Annotated in this window: 9 protein-coding genes; 7 read left to right on the top strand and 2 right to left on the bottom strand. The window is 61.5% G+C overall.

Annotated elements, in window-relative coordinates:
* The first annotated feature begins 2 nt into the window (after nt 1–2).
* The 6 genes from ligD (at nt 3) to AX768_RS07890 (ending at nt 8,997) form a co-directional block, all read left to right on the top strand.
* Nucleotides 3–2,828, top strand: coding sequence for a DNA ligase D (gene ligD, locus AX768_RS07915; protein ID WP_061999506.1), 2,826 nt, complete (start codon nt 3–5; stop codon nt 2,826–2,828).
* A 17-nt stretch (nt 2,829–2,845) separates the two neighbouring features.
* On the top strand, nt 2,846–3,136 hold the full coding sequence (locus AX768_RS07910; protein ID WP_061999505.1) for a hypothetical protein: 291 nt from the start codon (nt 2,846–2,848) through the stop codon (nt 3,134–3,136).
* Between the two features lie 313 nt (nt 3,137–3,449).
* Nucleotides 3,450–4,049, top strand: coding sequence for a biliverdin-producing heme oxygenase (locus AX768_RS07905; protein ID WP_062000862.1), 600 nt, complete (start codon nt 3,450–3,452; stop codon nt 4,047–4,049).
* Complete coding sequence (locus AX768_RS07900) at nt 4,046–6,481, top strand: ATP-binding protein (protein WP_082778772.1); 2,436 nt, start codon at nt 4,046–4,048, stop codon at nt 6,479–6,481. Before AX768_RS07905 ends, AX768_RS07900 begins: the two co-directional genes overlap by 4 nt.
* A gap of 46 nt (nt 6,482–6,527) precedes the next feature.
* Nucleotides 6,528–6,992, top strand: a complete 465-nt coding sequence (locus AX768_RS07895) for a response regulator (protein ID WP_062000860.1) — start codon at nt 6,528–6,530, stop codon at nt 6,990–6,992.
* Nucleotides 6,993–7,059: 67 nt separating this feature from the next.
* The gene (locus AX768_RS07890; protein WP_061999504.1) at nt 7,060–8,997 is read left to right on the top strand and encodes a hybrid sensor histidine kinase/response regulator; all 1,938 of its coding nucleotides are present in this window, start codon (nt 7,060–7,062) and stop codon (nt 8,995–8,997) included.
* Nucleotides 8,998–9,028: 31 nt separating this feature from the next.
* Here the strand turns inward: AX768_RS07890 and AX768_RS07885 are convergent, their stop codons facing one another.
* Both AX768_RS07885 and AX768_RS07880 read right to left on the bottom strand, forming a co-directional pair.
* Nucleotides 9,029–9,838 (bottom strand): ABC transporter permease, encoded by an 810-nt coding sequence (locus AX768_RS07885; RefSeq protein WP_061999503.1) that lies wholly within the window; start codon nt 9,836–9,838, stop codon nt 9,029–9,031.
* Nucleotides 9,835–10,491, bottom strand: a complete 657-nt coding sequence (locus tag AX768_RS07880; protein ID WP_231941242.1) for an ABC transporter ATP-binding protein — start codon at nt 10,489–10,491, stop codon at nt 9,835–9,837. Before AX768_RS07880 ends, AX768_RS07885 begins: the two co-directional genes overlap by 4 nt.
* Before the next feature lie 142 nt (nt 10,492–10,633).
* Here AX768_RS07880 and AX768_RS07875 point away from each other — a divergent pair, with 142 nt between their 5' ends.
* Complete coding sequence (locus AX768_RS07875; protein ID WP_061999501.1) at nt 10,634–13,024, top strand: AsmA family protein; 2,391 nt, start codon at nt 10,634–10,636, stop codon at nt 13,022–13,024.
* Nucleotides 13,025–13,084: the final 60 nt, after the last annotated feature.

Genomic DNA, 13,084 nt, shown 5'->3' with positions numbered 1-13,084 from the left:
CGATGGCTGGAAAACTCGAAACCTATCAGCGCATGCGGCGTTTCAACCAGACGCCGGAACCTTCCGGCGACGCTGCTGAAAAAGCTAAAGCCCGACGCGCATCGAAAAAGGCGCAGGCGAGCGAGCTTTCGTTCGTCATTCAGGAGCACGACGCACGCCGGCTTCACTACGACTTCCGGCTCGAACTCGACGGCACGCTGAAGTCGTGGGCCGTGCCGAAGGGGCCGAGCCTGGATCCATCGGTTAAACGGCTTGCCGTGCATGTCGAGGACCATCCGATCGATTACGGTTCGTTCGAAGGCGCGATCCCCGAAGGCAATTACGGCGCGGGCAGCGTAATCGTCTGGGATCGCGGGACGTGGGAGCCGCAAAGCGGGAGTATCGATGAAGCGCGCGCCACGTATGAAAAGGGCAAGCTCAAGTTCGTGCTTCATGGCGACAAGCTGCAGGGCGGCTGGACGCTCGTGCGCAGCCATATGCGCGGCAATGGCGACAAAGAACAGTGGTTGCTGATCAAGGAACGCGACGACGAAGCCCGCAACGAAGCCGACTACGACGTTTTGCTCAAGAAGCCCGGCAGTGTGATGAGCGATTCGCTTGGCGCGCGCACGAAAAGCGGTGAGGTGCGCGAGCGCGCCGAGCGCAAGAGCGCAGCGAAGACGACGAAAGCGGCGCCATCCCCAAAGCGGCCTGCCGTCAAGGACAAGGGAACGAGTCCCGAGCGGCCGCGGCCGGACATCGTCGCGAACCGCAGCGCTGAATCGCTGCGCACCCTCGCCGATAACCCCGCCATCCAGGACGCGGTCAAGGCGAAACTCCCCGCCACCATGAAACCGCAACTTGCGACGCTCGTGGACGCGTCGCCTTCGAGCGATGACTGGACGTACGAGATCAAGTTCGATGGATATCGGATCATGATCCGCATAGACCGCGAGGGCGGTGCAAAGCCAAAGGCAGCGCAAGCGCAATTCTTTACGCGCAACGGCCACGACTGGACCGACAAGTTCAGCCGTCAGGTCAAGGCGCTCGACAAGCTCGATGTACAGAACGCATGGCTTGACGGCGAAGCCGTCGTGCTGGACGACAACGATCTGCCGAATTTCCAGAAGCTGCAGAACGCCTTCGATACAAACCGTCCGCAAGACATCGCGATCTATTTCTTCGATATCCCTTTTCTGAATGGTTACGACCTGCGCAACGTGCCGCTGATCCAGCGCCGGGCGATCCTGCAAGCGCTACTGGAACCGCTGGACGACGACGTACTGCGCTTTTCGGCGGACTTCGAATTCGGCGCGGACGATCTGTTGAAAAGTGCGTGCGACATGGCGCTGGAAGGAATCATCGGCAAGCGTCGCGACAGCACTTATACGTCTGGGCGCAGCAATAGCTGGATCAAGCTGAAATGCAGGCGGCGGCAGGAGTTCGTGGTCGGCGGATACTCGGAGCCTACTGGCAGCCGTGGCGAGTTCGGCGCCTTGCTGCTTGGCGTCTACGATGCAAAAGGCAAGCTGCAATACGCTGGCCGCGTGGGCAGCGGCTTCAATGCCGGAACCCTGCGCGATATCAAGAAGCAACTCGATAAACGCGAGATTCAAAAGATGCCGTTTGCGTCGGCGCCAAAAGAGCGCAGCCGTACGCCGGTGCATTGGGTCACGCCGGAGCTCGTCGCCGAGTGCAACTTTGCCGAGTGGACGTCTGAGCGGATTGTCCGGCAGGCATCGTTCGTCAGTTTGAGAACCGATAAACCCGCGAAAGAGATCGTGAGGGAAGAGCCGAAATTGACGAAGGAGGTCGCATTGAACGACGAAAACGAAGTCGCAGCGGCGCCCGCGAAAAAATCGGCGGCGAAGTCGGTGAGCAAAACCAATGCCGTCGCCAAGAAAGCCCCAGCCAAGAAAGCCCCGCCCAAGAAAGCCGCCGCGAAAAAAACCGCCGGCGCTGAACTGGTTGCCGGCGTGAAGATCAGCCATCCGGAGCGCGTGCTCGATCCATCGACGGGTGTCAGCAAGCTCGACCTTGCCCTTTACTACGAAGCCGTGGCGCCCTGGATGCTGCCGCATCTGAAGGACCGTCCCGTGTCGCTGGTTCGAGCACCAGGGGATATCGGCGGGGAGCTGTTTTTTCAAAAGCACAGCGAAAAACTCACGATCCCGAACGTGAAACAGCATCCGGGTATCGATCCTGGACACCCGGCGCTCATCACGATAGAAAACGTCGGCGCGCTCGTCGGCGCGGCGCAGATGGGCACCATTGAAATGCACACGTGGAACGCGCTTGCGGCGAAGCTGGAGAAACCTGACCGCATGGTCTTCGACCTCGATCCCGGCGAAGGACTCGGCTGGGACCGCATGAAGGAAGCCGCGCGTCTCACGCGCGAACTGCTGGAAGAACTCGGCCTTGCCTCCTTTTGCAAGACGAGCGGCGGCAAGGGCTTGCACGTAGTCGTACCGCTCACGCCGCAAGCCGGATGGGATGAAGTGAAGGGTTTCTCGCAAGCCGTCGCGCAGCACATGGCCGGCGCGTTGCCAAAATATTTCTCGGCGAAGATGGGCAAGCAGAATCGTCAGGACAAGATCTTCGTCGATTACCTGCGCAATAACCGCGGCTCAAGCACGGTCGCCGCATACTCATTGCGCGCACGGCCGGGAATGGGGGCGTCGGTGCCGATCGGCTGGGATGAACTCGATGCCACCACGGCCGGCGATCAATGGAACATCGGCAATCTGCATGAGCGGCTGGACGAACTCGACGCCGATCCATGGGCCGAGTACTGGAAGACGAAACAACGCATCTCCGCTGCCATGAAAAAGCGGCTCGATATCAAATAAACCGCCCGGAGGTTGCAATGACGCAGCAAGGCAAGACATCCCACGACGAAGCCACGCGAGCCGGTCCGACTGACGACGGCCGCGAACTGGAAAGCAAGCGCGCGGTCGATACGGCCGCGCCGCTTCCGCATGAAACCGATGAAAGCCCGGCCTCGCAAGATGATCGCGAGCCGCGCAAGGTCGGGGAACAGGCGCATGAGGATCTGGAGCGGGGACTCGAAGATACGGATCGCCGTGGCGGCGCAGACTATCAGGAGCGGACGCAAACCGACGAGCACGCGAACACGAACAGCCCTCGCAAGCCCTGATCCGCAACACGTAATCACTGCCCGTGGTCAACAAAGCGCCTCTTGCGTAGAATGGGCGCGCGGTATCGAAAATTGACGCGACAGCGCGTGAGTCAAGCTGGTAAAGGCGCTCGCGGGAGTTCGCTGCAGTTATTCCTACCTTTTTGCAGTTGGCAAAAATTGATTTTCGGTAATCCTTGCCGATATCCTCGCGCACGCCGGCCGGCCTTGCATCGGCAACGAGGTGTCCGCTAAAAAGCTGCGGATCTCATGCATCGTCGTAATGCGACGTGGGCCAATGCGCCGCAACCCCGTGGAAAACCATGAACGGACCATGCAATACGAACTTCTGTCCCTTCTGAAGGCTGCAACCGCCGAGAGTCATACGCGGCTTGAAAACGAACTGGACCTGATGCGCCCCGAATGGCCGCGTGAAGACTATGTCGCGCTGCTCGACGGCTTTTATGGCTATGTTGCGCCGTGGGAAGACCTGGCTGCGTGGTCCGTGCCGGCGCACTTGCGCCAATTCTTTGAAGCACGTCGGAAGGCAGCGCTTCTCGAAGCTGACCTGTCGTTTCTCACCGGCGACCCCGCCCGCGCGCAAACAGCGCCTTCAGTGGACCATTTGCCTGCGATGAACACCATTGGCCGTGTGTTCGGTTCCATGTATGTCATGGAAGGCTCGACGCTCGGCGGACGTTTCATCGCGCCGCACGTGGCCAAGCTCTTCAGCCTGGATGCCGGCTTGGGCAACGCGTACTTCGACGGTTACGGCCCGCGAACCGGCAGCATGTGGAATGCGTTTCGCGAAACGGCGAGCGGTGAAGTGCCGCGTGACCAATACGATGCTGCGCTCGAGGCTGCGATTGCCACATTCGACGGACTGCACGACTGGCTCGGCGCGGTTCGCGCAGATTCGGGGGCAACGGCATGAGCAGTGGGTCCGAGCCAACGCCGGGCGTTGATGCGACAGCGCGCGCGGCGGTCAGCGACATCGCATATTCTTCTTCATTGCCTGACATGAAGGCGCGCCAGCTCGCATTAGCAGCCGGCGCTGCCAATGCGCAATGCGACGCCGAGCCCATCCATATCCCTGGTGGCATCCAGCCGCATGGCTATCTGCTGTGTCTGTCCGACACATTGACTATCCTGCAGGCGAGCGAAAATCTTGCAGTGCTTGCAAAGCGGCCTGTCGAGCAGCTACTGGGTGAACCGGTCGATGTACTGCTCGGCATGACTGCCGCAGAACAGATCGCGCATGCCGTGGCGAGCGCCGAGCTGGATGAGACGCCGCTTTACATCGGCGTGGTGGAAAACGTGCTTTATCTGCCGGCGGCATCGGCACAGGAACGACCGATTGCATCCGTCGATGGACCCGAGTTCGATATCACCATCCACCGGCATGACGGCAACCTGATCGTCGAACTCGAAATCGCGCGGCATTCGAACTCGGATGTCTTTGCATCCATGTATCCGCTCGTGCGCACCTTCACACGCAGCCTGCAGGATGTGGAGACAGTGACCGAGCTGGCGGAACTCGCCGTCCAGGAAGTGCGCCGGATGACCGGTTTTGGCCGCGTGCTTCTCTACAATTTCGACGAAGAAGGCCGCAGCCACGTGCTGGCCGAAAGCAAGGACGACAGCTACGTGTCGTTCCTGAACCAGACATTTCCCGCCTCGGATATCCCGCGTCAGGCGCGTGCGCTCTACGTCAAGCAGCGCGTGCGGCTGGTCGCGGACGTCGATGCCAAACCCGTGCGGATCGTGCCGCCGGTCAGCCCTGTCACAGGCCGCCCGCCCGACCTGACTTACACCTCGCTGCGCAGCTTCTCGCCCATTCATCTCGAATACATGCGCAACATGGGCACGTACGCGTCCATGTCGGTGTCGCTTATCGTGCGCGGCAAGCTGTGGGGCCTGATTTCCTGCCACGACCACGACGCGCAGCTCGTACCGTTCGAAGTGCGCATGGCGATCGAGCATCTTGGGCAGCTTGTGTCGCTGCAGATCGAGGCGAAGGAAGAGCGCGCCGAGGCCGCTTACCTGCAAAGCTTGCGCAGCACGATGTCACGTCTGATCGCGAGGCTTTCGGAGCACGAAGATTACCGTGTGGCCCTGGAATCGTCGCCCGACGATCTGTTGTGTTTCGCCGGCTCGCGGGGCGCGGCCATTGTCGCGGACGGCAAGGTGACGCTGATCGGTTTCACGCCCGACGCCGATACCGTGCTCGCACTCGCACAATGGCTCGAATCGAGCACGAAGGGCGTTTATGCAACCGACGCACTGCCTGAAGAGTGGCCGCGCGCATCCCGTCATATCGATACGGCAAGCGGCATTCTCGCTGTGCCCATCTCGCAGATTTTTCGCAATTACGTGATCTGGTTCCGGCCCGAAACCGCGCGCACGATCAAATGGGCGGGCGAGCCGGTCAAGCGTGTATCGAGTCAGGACGGCAGCGTAGCGCCGCGCAAGGACTTTGCGCCATGGCTCGAAATCGTGCGCAACCGGTCACTGCGCTGGCGGCCGGTGGAACTTGAAATAGCGGCTGAATTCCGTGCATCGATGCTTAACATCGTGTTGCGCCGGGCCGAAGAACTCGCGGAACTCGCAAGCGAACTGAGCCGCGCGAACAAGGAACTCGAAGCGTTTTCGTATTCCGTTTCCCACGATCTGCGCGCGCCGCTGCGCCACATTGCCGGATACGGCGACCTGCTGCGCGAGACCGAGGGCGAGACGCTATCGGAGCGCAGCAAGCGCTTTCTCACCAATATGCTGGATTCGGCGCGGCTTGCGGGCGTGCTCGTGGACGATCTGCTGACGTTTTCGCAAATGGGCCGTGCGGCGTTGCGGCCGGTACAGGTCGACCTGAATCAGCTCGTTCAGTCGGTGGTCCAGGAATTCGGCGCGGAAACCGCAAACCGGAAGGTCGAATGGATCATTCCCGAGTTGCCGAGTGTCACGGGCGACCCGGCGTTCCTGCAGATCGCGCTGCGCAACCTGTTCTCGAACGCCGTGAAATACACGCGTACGCGGGAATCGGCGAGAATCGAATTGTCGGTCAATTCGACAACCGACGAATACATCGTGAGCGTGCGGGATAACGGCGTCGGCTTCAACATGAAGTACGTGAACAAGCTGTTCGGGGTGTTCCAGCGGCTGCACCGTGCGGAGGAATTCGACGGCACCGGAATCGGGCTTGCGAACGTGCGCCGGATCATCGAGCGGCACGACGGCCGGACGTGGGCCGAAGGGCGCGAAGGCGAAGGGGCCGCGTTCCATTTCTCGCTGCCAAAGGTGTTCAGGACCGATTCCGTAGATGCCGACGGCAGGCGGCGCAAGTCTCGCGCGGCGCCGTCGTCCGGTTGAAACGCACCCAGGCAGCACCCGCTCAAAACCAGTCAATTACCAGACCATGCTGAAACCCATATTGCTTGTCGAAGACAATCCCAGCGATCTAGAACTGACGCTCGTCGCGCTCGATAAAAGCCAGCTCGCCAACGAGGTGATCGTGGCGCGCGACGGCCAGGAAGCGATCGATTATCTGCGCTGCGAGGGCGAATGGAACACGCGTAACCCGGGTAATCCGGCGGTCATACTGCTTGACCTGAAGCTGCCGAAAATCGACGGCCTGGAAGTGCTCGAGACCATTCGCGCGAGCGAGGTACTCAAGGCGATTCCCGTCGTCATGCTGACTTCGTCGCGTGAAGAACAGGACCTCGTTCGCAGCTACGCGCTTGGCGTGAACGCCTACGTGGTCAAGCCGGTCGAGTTCAATGAGTTCGTCGAGGCCATTGCGGATCTCGGGGTGTTCTGGGCCGTGCTGAACGAGCCGCCGCCCGGGTCCATGCGGGTACGCCGTCAGCCGGCTTCGGAATGAACCATAAGCACAATCTTGTCCGCCCGGCGCCTTGCTGCGCGCGCCGGTTCGCCTGAGCTCCCAGACCATGCAGCCTTTGCACCTGCTTCTCGTAGAAGACAACGCGCTCGACGCGGAACTGACCTTGAGCCAGCTGGAGCGCGCCGACTATGAGGTCGACGTACAGATTGTCTATACCGAACAGGATTTCATCGCGGCGCTGGACACCACCGAGTTCGATGTCATCCTTGCCGACTTTGTCATGCCGGTTTTCTCCGGCGTGGAAGCGCTCGCGATCGCGCGTGAACGCGTGCCGCAGACGCCATTCATTTTTGTGTCCGGCGTGCTCGGCGAGGAACATGCGGTCGACATGCTCAAGCGCGGCGCCACCGACTACGTGCTCAAGCAGCGCCTGCAGCGCTTGCCCGCGGTCGTGCGTCGTGCGCTGACGGAAAGCACCGAACGCCAGCAACGCATTGCGGTTGAACGCGCGTTGCGGGAGACGGAGACGCATTTCCGGCTGCTCGTCGATGCACTCAAGGACTACGCCGTCATCACGCTCGATCAGGAGGGCCGGATACGGACGTGGAATGCGGCATCGGAACGCATTTTGGGATTTACGGCACATGACGTGATCGGCCGCTCGGCCGAAGTGTTCTACGGTCAGGAAGATCGTGACGCCGATGTCTTTGCCGCGGAACTGGCGATCGCGCGTGCCGAAGGTAGTGGAAGCGCCGACCGGTGGTTATGGCGCAAGGACGGGCGCTCGTTTTTTGCATCGGGCGTGACAACGGCCATCCGCGCGGATAACGGCGACCTGATCGGCTATTCGACGATCATCCGCGATGTCACCGAAGAACACATGGCCGCCGACGCCCTGCGCGTTGCGAAGGAGCAGGCCGAGACCGCGAACCGCGCGAAGGACCACTTCCTCGCCGTGTTGTCGCATGAATTGCGCACGCCTTTGACGCCGATCGTGGCTGCCGTCCGGCTGCTCGAGATGCGTCATACGCTGCCGGCCGAAGCCCAGCCCACGCTCGAATTGATCCGGCGCAACGTGGAACTGGAAGCGCGCCTGATCGACGATCTGCTCGATCTGACCAGCATTGCGCGCGGCAAGTTATCGCTGAATTTTGCGAACGTGGTGCTCGAGACTTTGATGTCGAGCGCGCTCGATATGTCCGAGTCCGATCTGCGCGGCAAGGGCCTGACGCTCGAAACCACGCTGGGCGCGAGCTCGACGCTGGTTTTCGGCGATGCCGCCAGGCTGCAGCAAATCGTCTGGAACCTGATGAAGAACGCGGTGAAATTTACGCCCGCGGGTGGACATATCGCGGTGCGGACGTGGAATCCGGACACATCGACGATTGCGATTTCGGTGACCGACAGCGGCATCGGCATCAGCGCCGAAGCGTTGCCGCGCATTTTCTCGGCTTTCGAGCAAGCCGATGATTCCATCACGCGCGCGTTCGGCGGACTTGGACTGGGGCTTGCCATTGCAAGCACGCTGGCGTTGAAGCATGGCGGCACGCTGACCGCCCAGAGCGACGGACGCGACAAGGGCGCGCGCTTCACGCTGACCTTGCCGCTCGTCAAGTCCGGCGCTGAAGACGAGGCGTCGCCGAGCGCCACTCAGGACCCCGATGAAATAGTGCGGTCGCTAAAGGTGTTGCTGGTCGAGGACAACGAATACACGTCGTCGGCGATGGCGCAGGTCCTGGAAGTGCTCGGGCATCAGGTCGCCGTCGCGACGACCGTAACCGAAGCGCTGTCGTTCGCGCGATCGGATGTGTTCGATCTGCTCGTCAGCGATATCGGTTTGCCGGATGGCAGCGGGCTCGACGTCGCGCGCGCCTGGACCGAGCTGCAGCCCGGCAAGCCGTCGGTTGCGATCACGGGTTATGGCATGGACGAGGATATCCGCCGATGCCGCGAAGCCGGTTTCCTCGATCACCTGACCAAGCCGGTGAATTTTGCACGGCTCGAGTCGCTGATTCATACGTTCGCGCGGCGGCCGGGCGCTTAGTTGCCTTATCTAGCTGCCTTATTTAGCTGCCTTATTTGCTTCTGGTTTTCCTCTCGACCAGTTTCGATGCCATGAACCGGTGCTCGGCGGAAAACAATCGCCGGTACGTCATCAATACAGCGCCGACCGTTCCCAGCGCCGACGAAGCCGCGATGAAAAACATGATCACGATCTGATACCGCACCGCCTGCAACGGCGATTGTCCGGCCAGCACCTGTCCCGTCATCATCCCGGGCAGACTGACCAGGCCGACCACGGTCATCTGGTTCAACGTCGGGATCATGCCCGCGCGCACCGCCTGCCGCGCTGGACCCTGCGCCGCTTCCCAGCGCGTGGCGCCCAGTGCAAGCGACATCTCCACCACGCCGCGTCCCGAGGTCAGTTCCTCCGTCATCCGCTCGATCCCGAGCGACACGCCCGTGAGCGTATTGCCGAGGATCATCCCGAGGATTGGAATCGCGTATTGCGGTTCGTACCACGGATGAATGCGGATCACGACAAACAATCCGACAGCCGCCACGAGCCACGAACTCACCCAGATCGACATGATGCTGTCTGCCCGCTGCCCGGCATAGGTCCGCCGTCCACGATTGGATGCCGACAGTCCCGCGATCAGCGTCATTAACGCCATCAAAGGCAGGACGACATACCAGCGCGCGAACTGGAACACCCAGCCGAGCACATAGCCGATCGCCAGCAACTGCACGACGGTTCGCACCGCCGCCCACGCCAGCTTGCGTTCGAGATCGAGCTTCAACATCACCGACGACACGCCGTTCACCACGATCAGCGCGGCCGCGATGCCGATATCGAAAAGACTTAGCGTCTGGTAGCCGCTCATGCCAGGACTCCGGCAGTCATCACGAGCTGGCGTTCGCCCACGCGTTGCGCCTGGGCCGGATCGTGCGATATCCAGATGCTCGCGCGCGCGCCATGGCCTTCGGCGAACCATGCGCCGACCAGCGCTTCGATCTCCAGCGCCGAAGCAGGGTCGAGCGAAGCCGTGGGTTCATCGAGGAGAAGGATGTCCGGGTCGACCTGCAGCACGCGGATCAGCGCGGCAATCTGCGCTTCGCCGCCCGAAAGGTCGCTTGCGCGTTTGTCGAGGAAACCAGTGCTGCGGCCAGCGTGGTTCGCAAGCTCGACAACGCGCTCGCGATCGAACCGGATATCGCGATAAACCTTCAGCGAAAACGGATAGCGCAGATTGTCTTCGACGCTGCCATCGAGCATGGCGGGGCGTTGCGCGATGTAGGCCACCCGGCGTCTGTACGAAGGAATTTCGCCGCGCGCGATCGGCTGGCCGCGCCACTGGATCGTGCCGTCGTCGATGGGATCGAGCAGCGCCAACGCCCGCAAGAACACGCTTTTGCCCGATCCCGATGGCCCCGTGATTACCGCTCGCTCGCCGGCTGCAAGGGTGAAGCTGGTCGGATGAAGCAGGGTGACGCCGCGAGCTGGGTCCTGGCGCGTGAGCGCGACGGTGCGAAGCATTGGCGAATTTGCGTGTGTGGGCATCGAGCTGACGGCGGGGATTGTTGTTTGAGCGCAATCATAAGCCACCGATAAGGCATGGAAACGCCGGGCACGCGACGTGCTGACCCCGTTATTCAACAGAAAAAACGAGGATGCCGCGATGGCAATTGGCCGGAAAATCGGAAAAATAGTCGGTTGGATCATTGCGGTTCTGATCGTGCTGATCGTCGTTGCGGTGATCGTGTTCCTCACCTTCGACTGGAATCGCGCGCGGCCATGGGTTGACGACAAGGTCTCGCAAGCCATCGGCCGGGAGTTCCAGATTACCGGCGACCTGAAGGTCGGCTGGCAGCGTCCGCCCAATGAAACCGGATGGCGCCGATGGGTTCCATGGCCCTGTTTTTCCGCTGAAAAAATCACGGTCGCCAATCCGGACTGGACGAAACAAAAGTACTTTGCGACGCTCGACGAGATCGACTTTCAGGTCGAGATCCTGCCGCTGCTCGCACGCAATATCGTGATTCCATCGATCAACCTGGTGAACCCCTCGGTCGATCTCGAACGCCTGAAAGATAACCGCAATAACTGGACGTTCAAGTTCAAGCAATCCACGGAGCCGTCCACGTGGAACTTGCAGCTTCATGACATCGCGCTGAATAAAGGCAATATCGGCTACGCCGACGAAATCACGAAAGCCGATATGCAGGCAGTCGTCAATACGCTCGGCCAGATGATTCCTATCGGCGATGTGATGAAGCAGCAGGAAGCGGCGTCGCAGAAGTCATCGGCCGAACAGGTCGGCAAGAGCGGCGCGAACAAGCTCAACCAGCAAGTCGATAAAGCCGCGGCATCGGAAGCGGCGGCGGCATCGGCGGCTTCTGCCGCGGCCGCGGCCAACGCGAGCGCGCCGAATCCGGCGAGCGTCTCCGCCAGCAACAGCATCACGACCAAGAACGCGCCGAAACCGCCTGTGCCGCCTTATGGCATTGGCTGGTCGGTCAAGGGCAAGTACAACAATGTGGCAGTGTCCGGCGACGGCAAGGTGGGCGGCGTGTTCGCGTTGCAGGACGCCACGCGGCCGTTCCCGGTGCAGGCGGATGTTCGTATTGGCGACACGCATATTGCGTTTGTCGGGACGGTGACCGACCCGGCGCATCTGGGCGCGCTCGATCTGCGCCTCTGGTTGCAGGGTGTGAGTCTCGATCACCTTTATCCGATTGTTGGCGTGACGCTGCCGACCACGCCGCCGTATGCGACCGAAGGACGGCTCGTCGGCCAGTTCCGCGAGGACGGCAACGTCTTCAAGTACGAGAACTTCACCGGCCGCGTCGGCGGCAGCGACCTGAACGGCTCGCTGACGTTCGTCGGGCGCAAACCTCGGCCGTTGCTGTCGGGCGAGCTTGTATCGAACCTGCTGCAGTTCTCGGATCTGGCACCGATCATCGGCGCCGATTCCAACGCCAGCAAAGCCAAGCGCGGAGAGACGGAGAAACAGCCGTCGGCCAAGGCATTGCCTGCCGAAGAGTTCAAGACCGACCGATGGAAGGCTGTCGACGCCGACGTGAAGTTCACCGGCCGCAAGATCGTCAAGGATCCGGCGCTGCCAATTTCGGACCTCTACACGCATGTCGTGATGAAGGATGGCGTACTGTCGTTCGAGCCGCTGAAGTTCGGCGTGGCGGGCGGGACGTTGTCATCGGATATTCACCTCGATGGCAGCACGACGCCGCTCAAGGGCCGCTTCTCGACCTCGGCGCGGCATTTGAAGCTCAAGCAGCTTCTGCCGACCGTCAAGACCATGCAGTCCGCCTTGGGCGAAGTGAACGGCGACGCCGCGTTGTCCGCGACCGGCAATTCCCCGGCTGCGCTCGCCGGCACGATGAACGGCGAAGTGAAGACGCTCATTACCGATGGCACCGTCAGCCGCCTGTACATGGAAGCGGCCGGCTTGAACGTGGCGAATGCGGTGTACGAGAAGCTTTTTGGCAAACGCGACGTGAAGATCAACTGCGCTGCCGCCGATTTCGTGGCGACGAACGGCGTACTTGAATCGCGCGTGTTCGCTCTCGATACCGACGACGCCGTCATCAACATGGACGGCACGATCAACCTCAAGACCGAGGAGATGAATCTTGGCATTCATCCGCACACGAAGGGCTTCCGGGTGTTTTCGCTACGCTCGCCGCTCTACGTGAAGGGGACATTCAAGGACCCGCACGTGGGCGTGGATGCCGGTGCACTAGCCGCGCGTGGCGCGGCGGCGGTCGGGCTCGGATTGATCAATCCGTTTGCCGCACTGATTCCGTTGATTGCGCCGAGCAACAACCAGCCGCTGCCGTGCACGCAAATGCTGGCTGACATGCGCAAGGCGCCGTCGGCCCCGCCGCCCGGGCAGAAGCAAGTGGCGAAAGGTGCGCCCGGATATATGGAGCCGGGGGTGTCGAACCCGGCCGCGGCGTCGGCTCCCGGTGCGGCGGCTGCGAAAGGCAAAGCCAAGGCTCAGCCGGTAGCGCCTTCACCGGCAAGTGCGGCGGCTTATCGGGGGAGTTGATTGCTGGTTTTGGTTAGCGTACGTAAAACGGCAAATGCGCATCAAAATGCGCATTTGCCG

This window comes from Burkholderia sp. PAMC 28687, from assembly GCF_001577465.1.
Taxonomy (GTDB): Bacteria; Pseudomonadota; Gammaproteobacteria; order Burkholderiales; family Burkholderiaceae; genus Caballeronia.
Note: the sequence above shows the minus strand (reverse complement) of the source record. Positions and strands in the feature narration are given on the sequence as shown.